The following is a 23972-nucleotide window of genomic DNA, read 5'->3' on the forward strand; positions in this document are numbered from 1 at the left end:
CCAGGTTGTCCGGCTCCAGGCAGCGCACCGCGCGCCGCACCATGTGCGCCAGCGTTTGCGCGCCGCGCGAGGCGGTCTGCGCCAGCCGCGCGCCGCGCAGCTGCAGCGGCGACTCGGCGCCGAACAGCAAGCCGGCAGCGCCGTTCGCGTACAGCACCGTCAGGCCGCTGTCCAGCAGCACCACCGCCGTGGCCAGCGCGTCCAGCGCGGCCACGCTGCAATGCTCCGCCAGGTCGTTATGGGCCAGGCGGCTGCGCAATTTCAGCGCGCGTTCCAGGTGGGGCTTCAGCACACCCATCCAGCCGTTGTCCTCGCTGGCGACGGCGGCCACGGCGCCGGCGCTGGCCTGCAGCATTGCTGCGGCGCTGCCGGCGCCATTGGCGCCATTGGCCCCGATGGCGGCGGCGATATCCTCGCACAGGGCGGGCCAATGTTCTTCGTGCAGGGCCGCTTCATACAAACGGCCGATCAAGTCATATTGCAAAGCCAGTTCTTTTTCTTGCATGGTGCCTCCTACTACTGCTTCCGCACCTAGCAGCTTAGGACGCAGCACCTGAAATTTCCACGACAAAGGTAACAATCGGTATTTTTATCGATGATGGCGGCGCTGCCAGTTACACTGGAAACGTATATGTCACAATAGCTGTATCGCTTTTTCACCGTCCCGCCATGCCACAAGCCGCCACCCCTTCCGCCCTCGCCTTCTCCGCGCTGCGTCCGCGCCTGTTCTCGATCGCCTACCGCATGCTGGGCGTGCGCGCCGACGCAGAGGACGTGGTGCAGGACGCCTGGCTGCGCTGGGACGGCAGCGACCAGGCCGCGCTGCAATCACCCGAGGCCTGGCTGGTCACCATCGTCACCCGGCTTGCGCTCGACCGCCTGCGCGTGGCCAAGGCCGAGCGCGAATCCTATGCCGGCTGGTGGCTGCCGGAACCGCTGGTGGAAATGGACGAGCGCACACCGGAAACACAGGCGGAAATGGCCGGCGAACTGGGGGTAGCCTTCATGTGGGTGCTGGAACGCCTGTCGCCGGACGAGCGCGCCGCCTTCCTGCTGCGCCAAGTGTTCGACTACGACTACGGCGAAGTGGCGGCGCTGCTGGGCAAAAGCGAAGCGGCCTGCCGCCAGATGGTGCACCGGGCGCAAGAGCGCGTGCAGCAGGACAAGAAGCGTTATGGGGTAAACAACGAAGCACACCGCAGCCTGCTGGGCAAATTCCTGGACGCGGCGCGCACCGGGCAGGCCGCCGCCATCCAGGCGCTGCTGGCGGCAAATGTGGAGCTGGTGAGCGACGGCGGCGGCAAAGTGCCGTCCTTCCCGCGCATTATCCACGGCATGGGCGCCGTGACGCGCCTGTTCTGCCGCACGCTGGACAAGTATCCAGGCCAGGTGGAATACCGCACCGCCATGCTGAACGGCGAGCCGGGCTTCCTGCGCTACATCGGCGGCAAGCTGGAATCGGCGCAGGCCATCCTGGTGGTGGACGGTCTTATCGCCGGCATCTACGCGGTGCGCAATCCGGACAAGCTGACCGGCGTGCCGCAGACCATCTAAGCAGGCCGGCCTGGTAGCTCAGGCCAGCACGCAGCGGTTGCGGCCGTCCGCCTTGGCGCGGTACAGCGCCTGGTCGGCCGCGTGCATCAGCGCCGCCGCGCCGCCTGCGCCCTCCTTGGCGCCGTCCACCGCAGCTCCTTGCGCCGGCACGATGGACGCCACGCCCACGCTGGCCGTCACCCGGCCGAAGGATGACAGCGCGTGCGGCAGCGCCAGCGCCTCCACGGCCAGCCGCAGGCCGTCCGCCATGCGCAGCGCTTCCTCGGGCGACACGCCGGGCGCGATAAAGACGAACTCCTCGCCGCCGTAGCGCGCCACCAGGTCGCCCGCGCGGTGCAGGCCACCCGCCAGCGCCTGCGCCACGCGGCGCAGGGTGTCGTCACCGGCGGCGTGGCCGTAGTGGTCGTTATAGGGCTTGAAGAAATCCACATCGAACATGGCCACCGCCAGCGGCTCGCCGCGCCGCGCCGCGCGCCGCCACTCGCGCGCCAGCGCGTCGTCGAAGCTGCGCCGGTTGGCAATGCCGGTCAGCGCGTCCGTGGCCGACAGCGCCGCCAGCTTCTGGTTGGACTCCTGCAGCGCGCGGGTACGTTCGGCCACGATGCTTTCCAGCCGGGTGGCGCGCGAGGTCAGGCTGCGCACGCGCCAGCGGTACAGCAGCGCCAGCAGCGACACGGCCGCCACGGCAGCCGCCGCGCGGAACCACCAGGTTTGCCACAGCGGCGGCGTAATGGTGATCGGCAGCGTCACCTCGGCCTTGCTCTCCACGCCTTTGTTGTTGCTGCCCATCAGGCGGAAGCGGTAGCTGCCCGGGTTCAGATTGGTGTAGGTGGCGGCGGGACGGCTGGCGTCGGCCTGCACCCAGTCCTGGTCGAAGCCCTCCAGCTTGTAGCGGTAGCCGTTGCGTTTGGGCTCGGCGTAATGCAGCGCCGCGAACTCGATGGTGAGCACGTCCGCGTTCCACGGCAAGGTGAGCGACTGCGGCGCCGTCAGGCTGCCTTCCAGCGTCACGCCCGGCGGCGCCGCGCCCGGCCGGAGCGGCTTGTTGAACAGGCTGATGCCGGTAATGGCCAGTTGCGGCGGGCGCGATACGCTGCTGTGTATCGCAGGGTTGACGCTGGTGATGCCGCTGGTGCTGCCGAAATACAGCCTGCCGTCGCTGCCGCGCACCGACGCGTCCAGGTAGAAGCCCTCGGTCAGGCCGTCCTCCACCGAGTAGTTGGTCACGTTCTCGCTCAGCGGCTCCAGCTTGGACATGCCGGCAACAGTCGTCACCCACAGCATGCCGGCATGGTCGGACTGTATCGCTTCCACCATTTGCGTGCCCACGCTGCCTTTGTGGCTGTAGCGCTTCACCTCCAGCTTGCCGTCGCGGATGCGGATGCGGTTCAGGCCGCGCGCGGTGCCCACCCAGATGGCGCCGCTGGCGTCCTCGTGCAGGCAGCTGATGCGGTCGCTGCTCAGCGTGTCGGCGCGCGCCGGGTCGCTGCGCACGCGGGTGAACTTGCCGGTTTCCGGGTCGCGCACGTCCAGCCCGCCACGGAAGAATTCCCCGGTCCAGACCCGGCCCGCGCTGTCCTCCATCAAGGTGGTCACGCCGTCCACGCTGCGGCTGCCGGGGTCGGCCGGGTCATGCGCGTGCACGGTGTGCGCGCCGCTGGCAATATCGTAGCGCACCAGGCCGGCGCTGGTGCCCAGCCACAGCAGGCCGCCGCGCCCGGGCGCGATGCGGTTGATGAAGTCGATGGCGCCGCTGCCGAAATGGATGGCCTGGAAGGGGCCGTCCAGCTTGTCCAGCCGGTTCAGGCCGCGCGAGGTGCCCGCCCACAGCGGACCGCCCGGCTGCTGGTACAGGCTGTAGATGACGTTGTTGCTCAGTGTGCCGGGCCGCTTCGCATCGGCCGCGTAGTGGCGCAGCAGCTTGCGCTCGGCGGGATCGAACAGCACCAGGCCGTCGTCCACGCCCAGCCACAGCCTGCCCTGCGGCGCCGCGCCCAGGCTGCGCACGAAATTGCTGGCCTTGAACACGTCCGGCGCCACGTCGCGCGGCACGATGCGCTCAAAGCCGTGGTAGCCCAGGTTGGCGCGGCTCACGCCGTCGGTGAAGCTGCCCACCCACAGCGTGCCTGTGCGGTCGTGCATGGTCAGGTTGATGGCGTTGGTGGACAGGCTGTGGCTGTCCTCGGCGCGCCGCTGGTAGACCTGGAAGTCCCCGGTTTCGCGGTCCCAGCGCCACACGCCGGCGGTGCGGGTGCTGATCCACAGGTCGCCGCTCAGGTCCTCGTCCATATGGGTCACGCGGCCGGTCTGCTGCGGCAGGCGGCGCCGCGTTTGCCACGGTTCGCCGGCCTTCCAGACCACCAGGCCGTCGTCCGTGCCTATCCACAGCTTGCCGGCGCTGTCCGCGTGCAGCGAGCGCACGTCGTTGCCCTTCACGCTGGGCGCGGCCTCGTCGTCCACGCGGTAGTGCACAAAGCTCTCGCTGCCCGGCGCCAGGTAGTCCAGGCCGCCCGGCCAGGTGCCGGCCCAGACGCCGCCCTTGGCGTCCATGGCCAGCGCGTTGATGTCGTTGTGCGCCAGGCTGTCCGGCCGCGCCGGGTCGTGCTGGTAGATCTTGAAACGGCCCGTTTTCGGGTCGAAGCGCTGCAAGCCGCCCCAGGTGGCCAGCCACATGCCGCCGGCACCGTCGCTGATAATGCGGCGCACGATGCGGTAGTTCTTCGGCCCCGAGTCCGGCACGTAGCGGATAAAGCCGTTGGTGGCCGGGTCGTAGCGCACCAGGCCCTCGTCGGTGCCGGCCCAGATGCGGCCCTGCTCGTCGTTGTACAGCGCGGCGATGCGCCCGCCCGGCAGGCTGCGCGGGTCGAGCGGGTCATTCTGGTAGTGTACCGACTGGCGGCCGTCGTAGCGGAACAAGCCGCCCTCGATGGTGCCTATCCACACGAAACCCTGCCGGTCCTGCAGCATGGAGACGATGGACTGCGCGTCGGAGCCCAGCGTGTCGATGCGCTTGAAAGCCAGCGCCTGCGGCGCGGCGGCGGCAGGTGGCGGGCCGGCGGCGGCCAGCAGGAAGGCAAGAAGGGTCGGCGCGAGTTTCATGGTCGCAGCCAGTATAAGCACAGAGCTTTCAGTCAAGCAACAGCCCGACATATAAATATCGCCATCCGCCCACGGCGTTGAATTTTCGTTATACTTTCCTCAAGTAAAGCAAATCCGGCCGCAATGAACGTTCATCATCCGTCCCCGTCACCGGCGCAAGAACCGCGCGCCAGCGCCCGCAAGCTGCTGCAGCGCGCGCTGCGGCCGCGCAACGCCACGCTGCGCTGGGCCGCGCTGGCGGTCGGCATGGCGGCGGCGTGCGTGCTGGCGCAGCGCCAGCTGGTGTTCCAGCAGCACCGCAGCGAACTGGCCGCCGCCACCACCGAACTGGCCGCCCGCGTGCAGGGCGAAAGCAGCGAGAACAAGGTCATCGGCGGGGCTATCCTGATGGGCCTGGTCGAATCCAGCATCAAGCAGTTGCTGAACGGCGAACTGGCCTTCGACTCCAACGAGATCCACGCCGACTTCGCCGCCATCATCGACCAGTACGGCGCCGACAACGTCTTCGTGGTCTCCGGCGACGGCACCACGCTGGCCTATCTGAACCGGGAAGGCAAGGCCACCGGCCTGGGGCGCAACCTGGCGTTCCGCCCCTACGTGCGGCGCGCGCTGGCAGGCCAGGCCACGGTCTACCCCGCCATCGGCGGCACCTCGCACGAGCGCGGCCTGTATTTCGCCGCCCCTGTCCACGGCGGCAACAGCCGCGACACCCCCATCACCGGTGCCTACGCCGTCAAGATGCCGGTGGCCGACATCGACCGCCTGCTCGACAGCACCGACGACCCGGTGCTGCTGCTGTCGCCCGACGGCGTGGTCTTCGCCAGCAACCGCGCGCCCTGGCTGCTCAAGCTGGCCGGGCAAGTGAGCGTGGAGCGGCGCGAGGAGCTGGTGCGCGGCAAGCAGTTCGGCGCCCTGTTCGACGACGACGGCCCCGAGCACCTGCCCTTCAACCTGGACAGCGGCGCGGTATGGCTGAACGGCTCCTTCCACGCGGTCGCCTCGGCGCAGCTGAACTGGCCGGACGACAGCGGCGGCCACTGGCGCGTGCTGCGCCTGCAGGACCGCAACGCCTGGCTGCCGCTGTGGCGCGACCTGGCCGCAGCCGCCGCGGCGCTGCTGGCCATGTGGCTGCTGGCACTGGTGGTCACCGGCCGCCAGCGCCAGCAGGAAACCACCCGCCGGCTGCGCTTCGAGAACGAGAAGCGCATGCGTGAAATCACCAACAACCTGCCGGTGGCCGTGTACCAGTTCCGCGTGGGTCTGGACGGCAAGCCCGTGTTCAACTTCATGAGCCCGGCCATTACCGCCATCACCGGACTGCAGGCCAACGACGTGCTGGCCAATGGCAGCGTGCTGTTCTCGCTGCTGGACCCGGACAGCCGGGACGGCGCGGGCGGACTGCTGTCGCAAGTGTCCGAAGCGGCGCTGCACCAGTTGCCGCTGCACCGCCGGCTGGCCTTTGGCGGCGGCCACGCGGGCGGCGGCAACGGCCATCTGGGCACGCGCTGGGTGGAGCTGCACTGCAGCTGCGCGCGCCAGCCGGACGGCCAGGACGTATGGAACGGCTACCTGGCCGACGTCACCGCCGAACACATTGCGGCGCAGGCGCTGGGCGCGGCCAAGCAGGCGGCGGAAGACGCCACGCGCAGCAAGTCCATGTTCCTGGCCAATATGAGCCACGAGATCCGCACGCCGATGAACGCCATCATCGGCATGAGCCACCTGGCGCTGAAAACCGGTCTCACGCCACGCCAGCACGACTATGTGCAGAAGATCCAGCGCGCCGGCCAGCATCTGCTGGGCATCATCAACGACATCCTGGACTTCTCCAAGATCGAGGCCGACAAGCTGCAGGTGGAGCACACGCCCTTCGAGCTGGGCCAGGTGCTGGAGAACGTCAGCACGGTCATCGCGGACAAGATAGCCGCCAAAGGCCTGGAGCTGGTGTTCGACGTCGCCAGCGACGTGCCGGACAGCCTGGTGGGCGACCCGCTGCGCCTGGGGCAGATCCTCATCAACTACGCCAACAACGCCGTCAAGTTCACCGAGCGCGGCGAGGTGGACATCATCGTGCGCGTGCAGGCCAGCTCCGCCGGCAAGGTGCTGCTGCGCTTCGCCGTGCGCGACACCGGCATAGGCCTCACGCAGCAGCAGATGGCGCAGCTGTTCCAGAGCTTCCAGCAGGCCGACTCCTCCACCACCCGCAAGTACGGCGGCACCGGCCTGGGCCTGGCAATCTCCAAGAAACTGGCGGAGCTGATGGGCGGCGCGGTGGGCGTGGAGAGCGAGCATGGCAAGGGCTCCACCTTCTGGTTCACCGCCAGCCTGGCGATAGGCGCCGGCGAGCGCCGCCTGCTGCTGCCGCATCCGGACCTGCGCGGGCGCCGCATCCTGGTGGTGGACGACAACGACAGCGCGCGCGCCGTACTGACGGGCATACTGGAGTCGATGCGCTTCGCCGCCAGCGCCGTGGCCTCGGGCGCGGAAGCGCTGGAGCGGGTGCGCGCCACGGCCGGCACGCCGGAAGCGTTCGACGTGGTGCTGCTGGACTGGCAGATGCCCGGCATGAACGGCCCGGAAACCGCCGCCGCGCTGCAGGCGCTGGCACGCGAACTGCAACTGGAACGCCCGCCGCGCCTGGCCATGGTGACCGCTTTCGGCCGAGAGGAAGTGATGGCGCAGGCGCGCGCCGCCGGCATCGAGGACGTGCTGATCAAGCCGGTCAACGCCTCGGTGCTGCTGAACACCCTGATACGCCTGCTCGGCGGCGAGTACGAAAACGCTGCGGACAACGCAAGCCTGGTGGGACTGCCGCTGCTGCAGTCCACCGCCGAGGCGCTGAGCACCATCGCCGGCGCGCGCGTGCTGCTGGCGGAGGACAATGAACTGAACCAGCAGGTGGCCACCGAACTGCTGCTCGACGCCGGGCTGCTGGTGGACGTGGCCGGCAACGGACTGGCGGTGCTGGACATGGTGCGCAAGGAGCGCTACGACATCGTGCTGATGGATATGCAGATGCCGGAAATGGACGGCATCGAAGCCACCCGCAGGCTGCGCGCCATGCCCGAGCTGGACGCACTGCCCGTCGTCGCCATGACGGCCAACGCCATGCAAAGCGACCGCGCACAGTGCCTGGAGGCCGGCATGGTCGATTTCGTCAGCAAGCCTATCGAGCCGGACGAACTGTGGCGCGCCCTGCTGCGCTGGATACCGCCGCGCCATGCGGCAGGCAATGAAGCGGTGGGAGCGGGGGCAGCAGCAGCGGCGGCCGAAGACGACTGCGGCCTGCCCGCCGCCATTCCCGGGCTGGACATGCAGGCCGGCCTGCGCCGCGTGCTGGGCAAGCGGCCACGCTACCTGGCCATGCTGCGCGGCTTTGTCGCCAACCAGTCCGGCGCGGACGCGCGCATCGCCGCCGCCATTGCCGTGGGCGACAACGGCGACGCTGAACGCCTGGCCCACACCCTCAAAGGCCTGGCCGGCAATATCGGCGCGGACGCCCTGCAGCAAGCCGCTGCGGCGCTGGAGCACGCCATCAACGCGGGCGGCGCCACCGGCGAACTGCAAGCCGCACTGGCGCAGGAGCTGGCAGTCCAACTGGCCGCCATCGCCGCCGCCCTGCCCCCGGAATCGGGCGCCGCAACAGATGCAGCAAATGCAGCGGGTACGCCGCCCGCCATCGACACCGCCCTGCGCGACGACGTCCACGCCCAGCTGGTCCGCCTGCTGGCCGACGACGACGCCCAGGCCGAACGCGTACTGCTAGAACACCAGGCGCTGCTCGCCAGCGCCTACCCCCACCACATCCGCCGCCTTCAGCAAGCTATCGGCCAGTTCGACTTTGAAACGGCGCTGGCCGTTCTTGAGGAAGTGCAACCATGACCCAATCTACCGGTTTCCCGCGCAAACCCGTCATCCTCGTGGTGGACGACACCCCCGACAATCTCTCGCTGATGAGCGGCCTGCTGTCGGGCGACTACACCGTCAAGGTGGCCCCGAACGGCGCCAAGGCGCTGAAGATTGCGCACGGCGACACCCAGCCCGACCTGATCCTGCTCGACATCATGATGCCGGAAATGGACGGCTACGAAGTCTGCCGCCAGCTCAAGGCCGACCCGCTCACCGCCGCCATCCCCATCATCTTCCTGACAGCGAAATCCGAAACCCGGGACGAGCAGCTCGGCTTCAAGCTGGGCGCGGTGGACTACATCACCAAACCTATCAGCCCGCCCATCGTGCTGGCGCGCGTGCGCACCCACCTGACGCTGAAAGCCTCGTCCGACTTCCTGCGCGACAAAAACGCCTACCTGGAGCAGGAAGTGGAGCGCCGCACCGGTGAAGTGCGCGCGCTGCAGGACGTCACCATCCTCACCATGGCCTCGCTGGCAGAGACGCGCGACAACGACACCGGCAACCACATCCTGCGCACGCAGTGGTACGTGAAGCTGCTGGCCGACCACCTGCGCCACCACCCGCGCTTTGCCGCCGAACTCACACCCGCCTACATCGACGTGCTGTTCAAGTCCGCGCCGCTGCACGACATCGGCAAGGTCGGCATACCGGACCGCATCCTGCTCAAGCCCGGCCGCTTCGAGCCGGACGAATGGGAAATCATGAAGACCCACTGCGCGCTGGGGCGCAACGCCATCGTACACGCCGAACACCGCCTGGGCGTGGACGTGCCCTTCCTCAGCTGCGCCAAGGAGATCGCCTACTCGCACCAGGAAAAGTGGGACGGCAGCGGCTATCCAGAAGGCCTGGCCGGCGACGCCATCCCCTTGTCCGCCAGGCTGATGGCGGTGGCCGACGTGTACGATGCGCTGATCTCGCGCCGCGTCTACAAGGAAGCGATGCCGCACGCGCAGGCCGTGGCGCTGATGCGGGAAGGACGCGGCAGCCACTTCGACCCCGACATCCTGGACGCCTTCGTGGCCTTGGAAGCCGAATGCAAAGCCATCGCCGACCGCTACATCGACAGCGATGAAGACCTGAAGCCACGCACGCAATGAACCTCGAAAAATTCAACTTCCTGGTGGTGGACGACGTCCCCGCCATGTGCCAGATCACGGCCAACCAGCTGCGCGCGCTGGGCGCGCTCGACGTGCAGACCGCCAGCAACGGCGCGGACGCCTTGCGCCTGCTGCAAAGCCGCCCCATCGACCTGGTGCTGTCGGACTGGAACATGCCGCTGATGGACGGCCTGGAACTGCTGCGCCATATCCGCGCCGACGAAAAGCTGGCCGGCATCCCCATGGTGATGGTCACGGCGGAAGCGGACCGCGACCGCATTGCGCAAGCCATTACCAGCGGCGTGTCCGACCTGCTGGTCAAGCCCTACACGCGCCAGCGCCTGGAAGACAAGATCGCCGGTGCGCTCAGCCGCCGCGTGCGCGTGCCCGGCGCAGCACCAGCCGCAGCCTCCGCCGCCGCAGCGGCGCGTCCGCAAAGCCAGGCGGCCGCCCCGCAGCCCACCCTGCTGGTGGTGGACGACACGCCGGAAAACCTGCGCCTGATCGCAGACCTGTTCGAAGGCCAGTACCGCGTGCGCGTGGCGCACAACGGCCCCAAGGCGCTGGCCATGTGCAGCTCGGACAACCCGCCCGACCTGGTGCTGCTGGACGTGATGATGCCCGGCATGGACGGCTTCGAAGTGGCGCAGCGCATGCGAGAGCATCCGGGCAGCGCACACATCCCCATCATCTTCGTCACCGCGCTGACCGACGAGGCGGCGCGGCGGCGCGGCCTGACCCTGGGCGCGGTCGATTTCGTCAGCAAACCGGTGGACCCGGACGTGCTGCAGCTGCGCGTCAACAACTTCATGCGCTACATCGCCGTGCACCTGCAGCGCCAGGCCGAATACGACGCGCTGCTGGAAACGGCCCGCCTGCGGGAAGACGTGGAACGCATGCTGCGGCACGACATCAAAGGCCCGCTGGCCGGCGTGCTCGGGCTGGCGCAGCAACTGGCGCAGCAGCTCGCCAACCCGTCCGCCGCCCAAACCGCTGCGGACCACGCGCAGCAAGCCCAGCTCATCGCCGCCACGGCGCAGCAGGCGCTGGACACCGTCAAGCTCTCGGCCGACCTGTTCATGATAGAAACCGGCACCTTCCAGCTGGTGGCCGAGCCGCTGGACCTGTCCGCAGCGCTGCACAAGGTGGCGCACGCCGTGCGCGCCGCCTGCGCAGGCAGCAACGTCGCCATTACCGTGGACGCCCCCGCCGGCGCCGGCCACGCGCTGGGCGACGCCACGCTGTGCCAGGCCATTTTGCACAACCTGGTGAAGAACGCCTGCGAAGCCGCCGCCGCCGTGCCGGGCGGCCAGGTGGCCATCAAGCTGCACGACGGCGGCCCGCTGGTGGTCACGATAGACAACAGCGGCGCCGTGCCCGCCGCCATGCGCGAGCGCTTCTTCGAGCGCTACGCCTCCTTCGGCAAGCAAGGCGGCAGCGGCATCGGCACCTACTCGGCCCGCTTGCTGGCCGAAGCGCAAGGCGGCAGCCTCGCCATGAGCACGGACGACGGCCGGAACAGCACCACCCTGACGGTAACGCTGCCGCGCGCAGTAGCCCCCGCCTGACCGAAGCGGTTCGGCAAAGCCACTGCCCGGATCCGGGCAGTGCTGCCCCGAGGCGGGCAATCCGCGACGGCAGCGCGCCCCCGCGCAGCCCCATGCTGCGCATGCAAGCCCTTGATTCCACGGCGGATTCTCCGCCGCCCCGTCCTTGGCACGGCCTTTGCAATGGAAGCTGCATTCTTTTGCTGAACGCCGCCACATGGACACTGCCCTCGCCCCCGACATCATCCGCCGCCGCCGGCGCCGCACGCTGGCTGCAGCCGCCGCCGCGCTGGCACTGGCCTGCGCCGCCGCGTGGGGCATCAACCGTGCGGCCGGTCCCAGCGTGAGCCTGAGCGATATCGCCGTGGCCGAGATCCGGCGCGGCAGCATCGCCAACACCGTCAGCGCGGCCGGCGTGGTGGTGCCGGAACACGAGGAACTGGTGCCCAGCCCCATCCAGAGCCGCGTGGCCAAGGTGCACGCCAAGCTGGGGCAGCAGGTGGCGGCCGGCGAACTGCTGCTGGAACTGGACGACCGCAACGTGCGCCTGGCGCTGGACGGCATCCGCGAGCAGATTGCGCAGCAGGACAACCGCATCCTCGGGCTGACGCTGGACATGGACCAGAAGCGCAAGCAGTACGCCAGCGCCATCGAGCTGCTGGAGCTGGACCTGCAAAGCACGCGCGCCAAGCGCGAACGCTACGCCACGCTGCGCGCCGTGGGCGCCGTCTCCGGCGAGGACATGCTGACGGCGGAACTGAACGTGCAGCGCACCGAGGTGCAGCTGCGCCAGCAGAAGGAACTGATAGAGGACAACCGCCGCAGCACCGCCAGCGGCGTCGAAGGCGCGCGGCTGCAGAAGTCCATCCTGCAAAAGCAGCTGGACCAGCAGCGGATCCTGCTGGCGCAGACCCAGGTGCGCGCACCCTTCGCCGGCATGCTGACCTCCCTCGCCGCCGAGGAAGGCGCCGCCGTCGCCGTGGGCCAGCTGGTGGCCAAGGTGTCCGACCTGGGCAACTACCGCGTGGAGGCCACGCTGTCCGACTTCCACACCCGTTTGCTCAGCCCCGGCCAGGCCGTGCGCGTGGAACAGGGCAAGCAGGTGCTGGCGGGCCGCGTGCACACCATCCTGCCCGAGATCCAGAACGGCACCGTCAAGCTGCTGGTGGCGCTGGAGCAGCCCAGCCACGCCCTGCTGCGCAACAAGCTGCGCGTGGACGTGAACATCGTCACCGAACAAAAAACCAACGTACTGGTGGCCGACAGCGGCCCGGCCTTCAACGGCAAGGGACGGCAGGCCGTGTTCGTGCTGCGCGGGGGCACGGCGCACAAGGCCATGCTCGACATCGGCGCCAGCGACGGCAAGGCGGTGGAGATCGCCGGCGGCGCGCAGGCGGGCGAGCGCGTCATCATTTCCGACGTCAGCCGCTACAAGGAACTCGACAGCATACGCATTCAACAATAAGGGAAAAACCATGATACAGCTGGAAAAAGTAAGCAAGACCTACCAGACCGACAAGGTGGAAACGCTGGCGCTGAAGGATATCGACCTGCACGTGAAGGAGGCCGAATTCGTCTGCATCATGGGACCTAGCGGCTGCGGCAAGAGCACCCTGCTCAACCTGATCGGCCTGCTGGACCGCCCCGGCGCGGGCGCCATCCGCGTGGGCGGCGCGCCCGTGAAATCCTACCGCGACAAGGACGTGGCCACGCTGCGCAACCGCACCTTCGGCTTCATCTTCCAGAACTTCCACCTGATAAGCGACCTGCGCGTGATCGACAACGTGGAACTGCCCCTGCTCTACCGCGCCAACATCACGGCGGCCGAGCGCAAGCGCCTGGCGCGCGAGGCGCTGGAAAAGGTGGGTCTGGGCGCGCGCATGGAACACTACCCCAACCAGCTCTCCGGCGGACAGCAGCAGCGCGTGGCGATCGCGCGCGCCATCGTGGGCCGTCCGCAGGTGCTGCTGGCCGACGAACCGACCGGCAACCTCGATAGCAAAATGGGCGCGGAGGTGATGGACATCCTGCTCAAGCTGAACGCCGAAGGCACCACCGTGGTGATGGTGACGCACGACGAAACGGAAGCGCGCCGCGCCAACCGCATCGTGCGCGTGTTCGACGGCCAGCTGGTCGCGTAAGGAGGCCGCATGCTGCGCAACTATCTGCTCACGGCCTTCAAGGTCTTCATGCGGCGCAAGCTGTTCACCGCCATCAACCTGGCCTGCATCATGCTCACGCTGGTGGTGCTGCTGGTGGTGACGGCGCTGCTGCAAAACGCTTTCCAGCCCAGCGGCGTGGAAGGCCGCAGCAACCGCTACCTGCAGGTGCACATGCTGGAGTCTCGCCTCACGGGCGAACACAAGGTGCGCCGCAGCCCGCTGGGCTACAAGCTGATCGAAAAATACCTGAAGCCGATGAAGACCGCCCAGCTGGTGGCCGCCGTCACCGGCCCGGAGGATGTTTCGGTCTACCAGGGCGACCGCGTCAGCCAGCTGCTGCTGCGCCGCGCCGACGCCGAATACTGGCAGATCCTGGACTTCAAGGTGCTGGCCGGCCGCGTGCTGAACGCGGAAGACATGGCGCAGGGCCGCATGGCGGCGGTCATCAACGAATCGAGCGCGCGCAAGCTGTTCCCGGGTACCGCCGCCGTGGGCCAAAAGATCAACGCCGGCGGCCAGGTGTTCGAGGTGGTGGGGGTGGTGGAGGACGCGCTGCAACTGAACGCACTATCCGACATCTGGGCGCCCATCACCACCTTCCCTTCCAGCGAATACCGCACGCAGATGTCTGGCGAGTTCACCGCCCTGCTGCTGGGCCGCACCGAAGCCGACCTGCCGCTGATCCAGCAGGAAGTGGAACGCATCGCCCGCAGCGTGCAGTTCGACGACCCGCGCGAGTGGAACTCGGCCCGCTTCTGGGCCGACACCAAGCTGGGACTGTTCTCGCGCATGGTGACGCAAAGCGAAGGCGCCGACTCCGGCTCGGCCATGGTGCTGGCGGTCATCAGCGTGCTGATGCTGCTGTTCATGCTGCTGCCCGCGCTGAACCTGGTGAACCTCAACATGGGCCGCATCATGGAGCGCAGCAGCGAGATCGGCGTGCGCAAGGCCTTCGGCGCCACCAGCGCCCAGCTGGCCGGCCAGCTGCTGCTGGAGAACGTGCTGCTGTGCCTTGCAGGCGGCGCGCTTAGCCTGCTGTGCACCTGGGGCGTGCTGGCGTGGCTGGAAGCGTCCGCCCTCATCCCCTACTTGAAAGTGCAATTGAACTTCACCGTGTTTGCCTACGGCCTGCTGGTCACCATCGTGTTCGGGCTGCTGTCCGGCGTGGCGCCGGCCTGGAAAATGTCCCGCCTCGATCCTGTCCACGCCCTGAAGGGAGCCGCCTGATGCTGCGCCACCTGCTTAAACTGATCTGGAAGCGCAAATCGCGCAACCTGATGCTGACGCTGGAAATCCTGCTGGCCTTCGTGCTGGTGTTCGCCATCGCCGCCTTCGCCGCGCGCAGCTGGCAGCTCTACCGCATGCCGCTGGGCTTCCAGCACGCCACCGTATGGGCGGTCACCATCCAGACCGGCAAGGACGAGGCGCAGAAGGACGACGAGCCGCTGCGCGGCCAGTTCCGGCGTGTGCTGGAAGCCATGCCGGAAGTGGAACAGGCGGCCTTCACCACCTTCGCGCCCTTCCAGAACTCGGACATGCGCAGCACCTTCCAGGTGCCGGGCGGCCCCACCATGCCCGCCTCCTTCATTGAGGCGAGCGACGAGGCCTTCTCCGTGCTGGGCATGTCGCTCGAAGCGGGCGACTGGTACTCGGCGGCGGACGATGGCGCCGCCGCTGGCGCGGTGGTGATCAACCGCCGCTTCGCCGAGGCGCTGTTCCCGGGGCCGGACGCCGTGCGCGCGGCAGTAGGCAAGACCTTCATCACCAGCACCAGCAGCTCGGCCGAGCCGGAGCGCTACCGCGTGCGCGGCGTGGTGGAGGACTACCGGCGCGGCGGCGAGTTCGGCACGCCGTCCAATTTCATGTTCCTGCGCTACAGCCCGAGCGGCACCGTGCATGGCCTGCGCACCATCCTGCTGCGCCTGAAGCCGGATACGCCGCGCGCCTTCGAGGCTGCCTTGCAGCGCCAGCTCAAGGGCGTGCGCGGCAACTGGTCGTACACGGTGGCGCCGCTGAGCGACCTGCGCGCCAGCAAGCACAAGATGGACATGGCGCCGCTGATGGTGCTGTCGGTGGTGGGGGCCTTCCTGCTGCTGATGGTGGCCTTCGGCCTGTTCGGCGTGCTGTGGCAGAACACCACGCGGCGCATCCCCGAAATCGGCCTGCGCCGCGCCGTGGGCGCCAGCGCGGGCGACATCTGCCGCCAGATCATCGCCGAACAGTTCCTGCTCAGCAGCGTGGCCATGCTGGCCGGCCTGGCGCTGCTGGTGCAGCTGCCGCTCACCGGCGCGCTGGGCGCCAGCCTGGACTGGCCGGTGTTTTTTGTGGCCGCTGCGCTGGCGATGCTGATTATCTATCTGCTATCCTTGCTTTGCTCGCTATACCCCGGCTGGCGCGCCAGCCGCCTGAGCCCCACCGACGCACTGCATTACGAATAGAACGATATCAATGGAATCATCACGCAAGCCCCGCATCCTCATCATCGACGACGACAGCGCCGTGCTGGTCTCCCTGGCCCTGCTGCTCAAGCAGTCCGGCCTGGACCCGCACAGCTGCGACGACCCGCGCCAGGCACTGGCGCTGCTGGCCGCCGAACCGTTTGACCTGGTGCTGCAGGACATGAACTTCTCGCTGCAGACCAGCGGCGAGGAAGGCCTGGCGCTGCTGGGCCGCATCCGCCAGCAGCACCCCGCAATGCCGGTGCTGCTGATGACGGCCTGGGGCTCGATTGCGCTGGCGGTGAAAGGCATGCAGGCCGGCGCGGCCAACTTCTTCACCAAGCCGTGGGACAACGCGCAGCTGGTGGAGCTGATACGCGCCACGCTGGAGCTGGGACAGCGCAATGCCGCAAGCGATGCAGCAGCGGATGCGGCGGGCGATGCGGGTTATGCGGGCGCGCAGCCCGCCCTCACGCGCGCCGCGCTGGACCGCCAGTTCGACTTTAGCGGCATCATCGGCGAGCACCCTGCCCTGCTCAAGCTGCTGGCCACTGTGGGCCAGGTGGCGGCCACGCGCGCGCCGGTGCTGATCCTGGGCGAAAGCGGCTGCGGCAAGGAGCTCATTGCCGACGCCATCCACCGCAACAGCCCGCGCGCCGCTCAGGCGCCGGTGAAGATCAATATGGGCGCCATCACGCCCTCGCTGTTCGAGAGCGAAATGTTCGGCCACGTGCGCGGCGCCTTCACCGACGCCAAGGCCGACCGCAAGGGCCACGTGGCGGCGGCGCACGGCAGCACGCTGTTCATGGACGAAATCGGCGAGCTGGACCGGGCCGGCCAGGTGAAGCTGTTGCGCGTGCTGCAGGACCAGAGCTACCTGCCCGTGGGCGCCAGCCGCAGCGAGCAGGCGGACATGCGCGTGGTCTCCGCCACCAACCGCGAACTGGCGGAACAGGTGGCGTCCGGCGAGTTCCGCGAAGACCTGTACTACCGGCTCAACCTCATCACGCTGCGCTTGCCGCCGCTGCGCGAACGCCGCAGCGACATTGCGCTGCTGGCGCGCCATATCACGGCCGAGGTGGCGGCCAGCTACGGCCTGGCCGACGTCAGCCTGGCGCAGTCCGCGCTGGACTGGCTGGGCGCGCAGCCCTGGCCCGGCAATATCCGCCAGCTGAAGCAGACGCTGGAGCGCACCATACTGTTGTCCGGCAAGCGCATGCTGGCGCAGGCGGACTTCGTGGACGCCGAACAGCGCGACGCCGCCGCCGCGCGCGGCTCGGGCCTGGACGTGGACGGCATGACGCTGGAACAGGTCGAACGCCACATGATAGAAAAGGCGATGGAGCAGCACCAGGGCAATATCTCGCGCGTATCCAAGGCGCTGGGACTGAGCCGCAACGCCCTGTACCGCCGGCTCGAACGCCACGGCATGGGCAGCGCGCCGGGCGACGCGGACGGCGGAAGCGCAGGCGCGGGAACATGATGGGCTTGCGGCGCCGCCTGCAGCTCTACCTCGCCACCCTGCACCTGCTGCTGTTGGCCCTGGTGCTGCTGCACTACCGCGCGCAGCCGCTGGTCTTTATCGGCCTGGAGGCCGCGCTGCTGGCCAGCTGGGCGCTGGGTTTGCGCCTGATACGCCAGGCGCTCGAGCCGCTGGCCTACACCCAGCGCTTCCACGGCCTGCTGCAAGACCAGGACTACGCCGCGCGCCTGCGCAGCTCCGCCAGCACGGAACAGGGCGAGCTGGGCGAACTGCTCAAGCTGTTCAACGGCATGCTGGACGCGCTCTACCAGGAGCGCCTGCGCGTGGGCGAACAGCAAGGCTTCCTCGACCGCCTGCTGGAAGCCACGCCCAGCGCGGTGGTGGTGTACGACTTCGACGGCCGCATCAGCCTGGCCAACGCCAGCGCCAGCGCCCTGCTCGGCCTCAACGCGCCCGAAGGCAGCACGCTGCGCAGCCACAGCCTGCTGGAGCAGCTGGACGCGCTGCCGCTGGGCGAAAGCCGCTTGTTGAGCGACCAGGACGGCCGCCGCTACCGGGGCCAGCGCGGCCAGTTCTACGACCGTGGCTTCGCGCGCCACTTCCTGCTGATAGACGAACTGACGGCCGAGCTGGCGGACTCCGAACACGCCACCTATGAAAAAATGATACGCGTGCTGGGCCACGAAGTGAACAACACCGTGGCCGCCACCGCGTCCGTGCTGGAATCGCTGCTGTACTACCGCAGCCAGCTGGCCGAGCGCGACGCGGAGGACTTCAGCACCGCCATCGTGGCGGTCAAGAAACGCAATGTGCGGCTGGGCGAGTTCATCGAGCGCTTTACCCGCGTGGTGAAGATGCCGGCGCCCGAGCTGCGCCCCGCTGCGATCGGCGCCATCCTGGACGACATCGTGGGCCTGTACCGCGAGCCCTGCCGCAGCCGTGGCATAACGCTGGCGTGGACGCGCCGCGACGAGGTGCCGCTGCTGCCCATGGACAGCCAGCTCATGGAGCAAGCCCTGCTCAACCTCGTCAAGAACGCCATGGAGGCGGTGGAAGCGGCCATGCAGGAACAGGGCCTGCAAAGCGGCCACGTCCACCTGTCGCTTACGGCGGCCGGCGATGGACGCGGCGCGCGCCTGAGCATCGCCGACTCGGGCGACCGCCTGGGCGGCGTGCCGGCCAGCCAGCTGTTCACGCCCTTCTTCACCACCAAGAAAGGCGGCCAGGGCATAGGCCTGCTGTTCGCGCGCGAAGTGCTGAACCGGCACGGCTACGCGCACAAGCTGGCCTCCACCGGCGCGGGCGAAACCAGTTTCGATATCTGGCTTGCGCCTGCCTGAAGCATTTTTCCAACAAAAAACAGATATGGAAATACGCAAATATTCCATAGGGCAACCGGCCCCTGCCGCACAAGCCTCGGGATTTCCCATTAAAATGGCCCGGCTTATTGTTTTTCCTTATAAGGCCGGCCCATGGCAATCAATGTAATCCTCAACCTGGCGGTGACGCTCGCGCTGCTCGCCTTCATGATTACCCAGCAGCGCAAGAACGCCAGCTTCACCGTGCGCGTATTCAGCGGCCTCGGCCTGGGCGTGCTGCTGGGCGCCGGCCTGCAAGCCATCTACGGCGCGGCCAGCCCGGAGCTGAAAACCACCACCGACTACCTGGACATTATCGGCACCGGCTACGTGAAGCTGCTGCAGATGATTATCATGCCGCTGATTATGGTGTCCATCATCGGCGCCATACTCAAGCTCAGGAACGCGTCCTCGCTGGGCAAGATCAGTGCGCTGACCATAGGCACGCTGATCGCCACCACCATCGTGGCGGCCGGCATCGGCATCCTGATGGCCAAGGTGTACGGCCTGAGCGCGGTCGGCATCACCGCCAACGCGGCCGAAGCGGCGCGCGGTGCCTATCTGCAAGGCAAGCTGGGCGATGCGCAGGCCATCAACCTGCCCGGCATGCTCATCAGCTTTATTCCCGCCAATCCCTTCCTCGACCTGACCGGCGGGCGCAAGACCTCCACCATCGCGGTGGTGATCTTCTCCATCTTTATCGGCATCTCAGCCATCGGCATCCACGACAAGAAGCCGGAGCTGTTCGCCTCCTTCGACCACTTCATCAAGGTGGCGCACGCCATCGTCATGCGCATGGTCACGCTGGTGCTGCGCCTGACACCCTACGGCGTGTACGCGCTGATGGCGGTCCTGGTGGCCAGCTCCAGCTATGCCGACATCCTCAAGCTGATCAGCTTCGTGCTGGCCTCGTACAGTGCGCTCATCCTCATGTTCTGCGTGCACCTGGCGCTGGTGTCGGCGGCCGGCCTGCATCCGCTGCGCTATGTGCAGAAGATCTTCCCGCTGCTGGCCTTCGCCTTCACCTCGCGCAGCAGCGCCGGCGCCATTCCCATGAGCGTGCAGACGCAAACGCGCCGCCTCGGCACCTCCGAAGGCATCGCCAACTTTGCGGCCTCGTTCGGCGCCACCATAGGCCAGAACGGCTGCGCCGGCATCTACCCGGCCATGCTGGCGGTGATGATCGCCCCCACCGTGGGCGTGGACCCGTTCACGGCCGCCTTTATCGCGCCGCTGCTGGCCATTATCGCCATCGGCTCGGTGGGCGTGGCCGGCGTGGGCGGCGGCGCCACCTTCGCGGCGCTGATCGTGCTGTCCTCCATGAACCTGCCGGTGGCGCTGGCGGGCTTGCTCATTTCCATCGAACCGCTGATCGACATGGGCCGCACCGCGCTCAACGTCAGCGGCTCCGTCACGGCCGGCGCCCTCACCAGCCGCGTGCTGGGCGAAACCGATATGGCCGTGTTCAACAGCAACGCCGAACTGGGCGAGGAAACCGACGCCGGGCAGGACAGCAAAGCCGCCTAAGCACGCTTGCGCCGCGCTTTTATAAATTCGTCTAGCATGGGCTGCACGACTTTACGGGAGCGGCCGGCATGGAACAAAAGTGGCCCCAGCAGATCTGGCTGGTGCGGCATGGACAGAGCGCAGGCAATGTGGCGCGCGAAGCCGCCGAAGCGGCCTCGCAGTTCCTGATCGACATAGCCCACCGGGATGTCGACGTGCCGCTGTCCGAACTGGGCCAGCGCCAGTCGCGCGCACTGGCGGCCTGGTTCGGCGCCCTGCCCGCCGATCAGCAGCCCGAGGTGGTGCTGCACTCCCCCTATGTGCGCGCCAGCGGCACCGCCGCCGCCGTGATTGAACAGCTGGGCCGCGCGCGCCTGACCGTGATCGCCGACGAGCGCCTGCGCGAAAAAGAGTTCGGCATACTGGACCGGCTCACGCCGCTGGGCATTGCCGACAAATTCCCAGAACTGGCCGAGCAACGCCGGCACGTGGGCAAATTCTATTTCCGTCCGCCGGGCGGCGAAAGCTGGTGCGACGTCATCCTGCGCCTGCGCAGCGTGCTCGACACCATCACGCGCGAGTACCGGGGCGAACGCGTGCTCATCGTCGGCCACCAGGTCATTGTGAACTGCTTCCGCTACCTGCTGGAACGCATGGACGAGGCCGAGATCCTGGCGGTGGACCGCGATGCGGACGTGCCCAACTGCGGCGTGACCTCCTATCTGTTCGACCCGGCGGCGGGCAAGCACGGCAAGCTGGTGCTGCAGGCGGCCAACTTCGTGGCGCCGCTGGAAGACAGCGGCACGCCGGTGACGGCCAAGCCGGACATGCCGGCCGCGCCCAAGTCCTGAGCGCCAGCGCGCCACACCGGGAGCCATCATGCCCAGCAGCCACCGCGACGCCATCGACATCAGCCTGCGCACGCTGCGCGAATGGCCGCTGCCCATGCCCACTTTCGACAGCGACAAGGAAGTACGCGGCCACGTGCTGATCGTGGCCGGATCGCGCGAGATGCCGGGCGCGGCCCTGCTGGCAGCAACGGCGGCGCTGCGCGCGGGCGCGGGCAAGCTCACGCTGGCCACCGCCGCCGGCACCGCAACCCACGTGGCCGCAGCCCTGCCCGAGGCGCGCGTGATCGCGCTGGCGGAAACGGCCGGCGGCGGCTTCTCCATCGAAGCGGCGCGCAAGCTGGGGGAACTGGCGCACCGGGCGGACGCGGTGCTGATCGGTCCCGGCATGCAGGACGAGGCGGCCAGCGCCGAGCTGGTGCGGGCGCTGCTGCCGCGCTGCGCGGGCCGCAAGGTGATACTCGATGCCGGCGCCATGGAACTGCTGCGCCCGCCCGCCGAACCGCACTTGCTGGCCGAGCCGGTGGACAGCGAACACTTCCGTTTCAGCGAGCCGGTGCTGCTGACGCCGCACGCGGGGGAGCTGGCCCATCTGTGCGGCCTGTCGCGGCAAGCGGTGCAGGCCGAGCCGCACAGCGTGGCGCAGCGCTGCGCGGCGCGCTGGAACGCGGTAGTGGCGCTGAAGGGGCCGCTGACGGTGATCGCCGCGCCGGACGGGCAGCTGTGGGAACACATGGGCGGCAATATCGGCCTGGCCATTTCCGGCTCGGGCGACGCGCTGGCCGGCATCATCGCCGGGCTGGCGGCGCGCGGCTGCGTGCTGGAGCAGGCGGCGGCCTGGGGCGTGGCGCTGCACGCGGCGGCCGGCGAGCAACTGGCGCTGCGCTACGGCATTCTGGGCTATCTGGCGCGGGAAATCTCGGCGGAAGTGCCGGCGCTGCTGCGCACGCTGGCGCCGGCGTAAAACAAGCGGGAACCTTTGTGCCGCATACGCATCAAAGCAATGGGACTTACTCTGGCGAGCATTCGTAGAAACACTTTACTCACCGTGAAAGGAAACACCATGAAAGCTTCAAGCACCGCGCTGCTGCTGAGCGCGATCCTCGCCGCCGGCACGCTGGCTGGCTGCAAAAACCGCACCACAGACACCGGCACGAGCACAGGCACCACGGACAGCGCCACGACGCCGGCCACGACGCCGCCGCCGGCAGCACCTGCGACCACGCCTGCACCTGACACCACCATGCCTGCGCCCACCACGCCAACCGACCCGAACGCCACGCCGCCCGCCACCACCCAGCCGCCCAGCAGCGGCACGTCGGGGACGACGGGCGCCACGGGCAGCGGCAGCAAGGAAACGCCGCCGGCGAAACAGCAATAAAGGGGAGCTTGCGCGGCTGCACATGGCGGGTTACGCGGCTGCGCCGCTAACCCGCCCTACGATATCGATACAAGTGTAGGGCGGGTTAGCGGGGCGCAGCCCCGCGTAACCCGCCGTGCAGGCGGACCAGCTTAGAACTGGTAGTTGTACGCCACGCCCAGCAATTGCAAATGGGTCTGGTACGTGCCGCGCGTGGTTTCACCGTTGCCGGTGCAGCCGGCGGTCAGCGGCGAGCAGTTGTTGCGGTAGTTGGTGTTGGCGTCCTTGAAGTCCAGGAAGCTGTACGCCAGGTCGATCGACGAACGCGGCGACAGCTTGTAGTTGGCGCCAACCGAGAACTGCTTGCGGTCGCTGTCCGGCAGCGCCGGGTGGCGCAGTTCGTCGCTGTTCACCGGGGTCTGGTCGTAGGCCACGCCGCCGCGCAGGGTCAGCTTGTCGTCGTACTTGTAGTTGGCGCCCAGCGATACGCGCACGCTGTTCTTCCACTGCTGGCGTATCACTTCGTCGCCCTCGTCCGTGCCCGGGAACTGGATGTGCAGGTCGCCCATGCGGTCATGGCGGGTCCAGGTGACGTCGCCCATGGCGGCCCAGCGCGCGTTGATCTGGTGGAAGCCGTTCACCGACAGCGTTTCCGGCGTGCGCAGCGCCACCAGGGCGGCCGAGTTCACCTTGCGCGAGCTGGCGGCCAGCACCTTGTTCACTACCGCGTCCGTGGTAACGTTGGAGAAGTCCCACACGGTCGAGCCTTTCAGCTTGTGCGAGATCGACGAACGGTAGGCGATGCCGAAGCGGGTGTCCTTGTCCAGCTGGAACATATAGCCCAGGTTGAAGCCAAAGCCCCAGTCCTTGCCGTCGTTCTCGCCACGGCCGTCCTTGACCGCAGCCAGCGCGGCAGGGTTGCCGCCCAGCGCCATGATCTGCTTGACCAGTGCGGCGCTGTTCGGGGTGCCCGCCAGCGCGGCCACGGTGCCCGGCACGTCCACGGCCTGGCCCAGCTCGGCCTTCATGTACTCTGCCGTCAGGCCGAAACCGAAGGAGTGCTGCTCATTCAGCTTGAACGAGGCCGACGGGTTGAGCGCGATGGCTTCCAGCTTGATATTGGTCAGCGCGTAGCGGCCGGTCCAGTTGTCGCCGTAGTTCAGCTTGGTGCCGTATGGCACGAACATGCCCAGGCCGGCGCTCCACTGGCTGTTGATCTGCTTGGTGTAGTACAGCGACGGGGCGACGACCACGTCCGGCGCGTAGCCGTCGGTGGCGGTGCCGCCGCTGCTGGTGCCGGTGAAGCGCTTGGAACCGGTGTCGCTGTAGGTCGAATGCGGCACCACGGCGGTGGCGCCGGCGCTGAAGTTCTGGCCTTGCAGGCGGCTCATGCCGGCCGGGTTGTAGTACAGCGCGCTCGCGTCGTCGGCTTCGGCGGCGTTGGCGTCGGCCGTGCCTTGCGCGGCCACGCTCTGGGAACCAAAGCGGTAGCCGGATGCCATGGCGGAGGTGGACAGGGCGGCCAGGGCGGCGGCCACGATCAGGGTCAGGTGTTTAGATTTCAATGTGAGTCTCTGCTTTTTGCTATGTAGTTGCTGGTCATATCCC

Annotated in this window: 16 protein-coding genes and 1 pseudogene; 14 read left to right on the forward strand and 3 right to left on the reverse strand. The window is 68.1% G+C overall.

Annotated elements, in window-relative coordinates; genetic code table 11:
- Nucleotides 1-505, reverse strand: a pseudogene (locus tag GTP77_RS24795) (hypothetical protein); the annotation flags it as partial.
- Nucleotides 506-669: 164 nt separating this feature from the next.
- Between GTP77_RS24795 and sigJ the strand changes: the two are divergent.
- Entirely contained in the window at nucleotides 670-1554 is an 885-nt protein-coding gene (sigJ, locus tag GTP77_RS24800; protein ID WP_161074832.1) for an RNA polymerase sigma factor SigJ, read from the forward strand.
- An 18-nt stretch (nucleotides 1555-1572) separates the two neighbouring features.
- Here the strand turns inward: sigJ and GTP77_RS24805 are convergent, their stop codons facing one another.
- The gene (locus GTP77_RS24805; protein ID WP_161074833.1) at nucleotides 1573-4653 is read right to left on the reverse strand and encodes a ligand-binding sensor domain-containing diguanylate cyclase; all 3081 of its coding nucleotides are present in this window, start codon (nucleotides 4651-4653) and stop codon (nucleotides 1573-1575) included.
- Nucleotides 4654-4776: 123 nt separating this feature from the next.
- On the opposite strand from GTP77_RS24805, the gene GTP77_RS24810 reads away from it, so the two are divergent.
- From GTP77_RS24810 to GTP77_RS24870, 13 genes are all read left to right on the forward strand, one after another.
- Nucleotides 4777-8535 (forward strand): response regulator, encoded by a 3759-nt coding sequence (locus GTP77_RS24810; protein WP_161074834.1) that lies wholly within the window; start codon nucleotides 4777-4779, stop codon nucleotides 8533-8535.
- Complete coding sequence (locus tag GTP77_RS24815) at nucleotides 8532-9662, forward strand: response regulator (protein WP_161074835.1); 1131 nt, start codon at nucleotides 8532-8534, stop codon at nucleotides 9660-9662. Before GTP77_RS24810 ends, GTP77_RS24815 begins: the two co-directional genes overlap by 4 nt.
- Nucleotides 9659-11230 (forward strand): ATP-binding response regulator, encoded by a 1572-nt coding sequence (locus GTP77_RS24820; RefSeq protein ID WP_161074836.1) that lies wholly within the window; start codon nucleotides 9659-9661, stop codon nucleotides 11228-11230. Before GTP77_RS24815 ends, GTP77_RS24820 begins: the two co-directional genes overlap by 4 nt.
- 196 nt (nucleotides 11231-11426) lie before the next feature.
- Nucleotides 11427-12674, forward strand: coding sequence for an efflux RND transporter periplasmic adaptor subunit (locus GTP77_RS24825; RefSeq protein ID WP_161074837.1), 1248 nt, complete (start codon nucleotides 11427-11429; stop codon nucleotides 12672-12674).
- A gap of 10 nt (nucleotides 12675-12684) precedes the next feature.
- A complete protein-coding gene (locus GTP77_RS24830; protein ID WP_161074838.1) occupies nucleotides 12685-13350 on the forward strand; it encodes an ABC transporter ATP-binding protein in 666 nt (221 codons plus the stop codon).
- 9 nt (nucleotides 13351-13359) lie between these two features.
- Nucleotides 13360-14598 carry an ABC transporter permease gene (locus tag GTP77_RS24835; RefSeq protein WP_161074839.1) on the forward strand — a complete coding sequence of 413 codons (1239 nt, stop codon included), beginning with the start codon at nucleotides 13360-13362 and terminating at the stop codon, nucleotides 14596-14598.
- On the forward strand, nucleotides 14598-15809 hold the full coding sequence (locus GTP77_RS24840; RefSeq protein WP_161074840.1) for an ABC transporter permease: 1212 nt from the start codon (nucleotides 14598-14600) through the stop codon (nucleotides 15807-15809). Before GTP77_RS24835 ends, GTP77_RS24840 begins: the two co-directional genes overlap by 1 nt.
- A 10-nt stretch (nucleotides 15810-15819) precedes the next feature.
- On the forward strand, nucleotides 15820-17292 hold the full coding sequence (locus tag GTP77_RS24845; RefSeq protein ID WP_161074841.1) for a sigma-54-dependent transcriptional regulator: 1473 nt from the start codon (nucleotides 15820-15822) through the stop codon (nucleotides 17290-17292).
- Nucleotides 17292-18632: a sensor histidine kinase gene (locus GTP77_RS24850; protein ID WP_161074873.1), complete on the forward strand. Its 1341-nt coding sequence runs from the start codon at nucleotides 17292-17294 to the stop codon at nucleotides 18630-18632. Before GTP77_RS24845 ends, GTP77_RS24850 begins: the two co-directional genes overlap by 1 nt.
- A 132-nt stretch (nucleotides 18633-18764) precedes the next feature.
- Nucleotides 18765-20177 (forward strand): L-cystine transporter, encoded by a 1413-nt coding sequence (locus tag GTP77_RS24855; RefSeq protein ID WP_161074842.1) that lies wholly within the window; start codon nucleotides 18765-18767, stop codon nucleotides 20175-20177.
- A gap of 68 nt (nucleotides 20178-20245) precedes the next feature.
- Nucleotides 20246-21007: a histidine phosphatase family protein gene (locus GTP77_RS24860; RefSeq protein WP_161074843.1), complete on the forward strand. Its 762-nt coding sequence runs from the start codon at nucleotides 20246-20248 to the stop codon at nucleotides 21005-21007.
- A gap of 28 nt (nucleotides 21008-21035) precedes the next feature.
- Nucleotides 21036-21968, forward strand: coding sequence for an NAD(P)H-hydrate dehydratase (locus tag GTP77_RS24865; RefSeq protein ID WP_161074844.1), 933 nt, complete (start codon nucleotides 21036-21038; stop codon nucleotides 21966-21968).
- Nucleotides 21969-22067: 99 nt separating this feature from the next.
- On the forward strand, nucleotides 22068-22385 hold the full coding sequence (locus GTP77_RS24870) for a hypothetical protein (protein WP_161074845.1): 318 nt from the start codon (nucleotides 22068-22070) through the stop codon (nucleotides 22383-22385).
- Nucleotides 22386-22516: 131 nt separating this feature from the next.
- Here the strand turns inward: GTP77_RS24870 and GTP77_RS24875 are convergent, their stop codons facing one another.
- A complete protein-coding gene (locus GTP77_RS24875; protein ID WP_161074846.1) occupies nucleotides 22517-23929 on the reverse strand; it encodes an OmpP1/FadL family transporter in 1413 nt (470 codons plus the stop codon).
- Nucleotides 23930-23972: the final 43 nt, after the last annotated feature.

This window comes from Pseudoduganella aquatica, from assembly GCF_009857595.1.
In the GTDB taxonomy this organism is placed as follows: Bacteria; Pseudomonadota; Gammaproteobacteria; order Burkholderiales; family Burkholderiaceae_D; genus Rugamonas; species Rugamonas aquatica_A.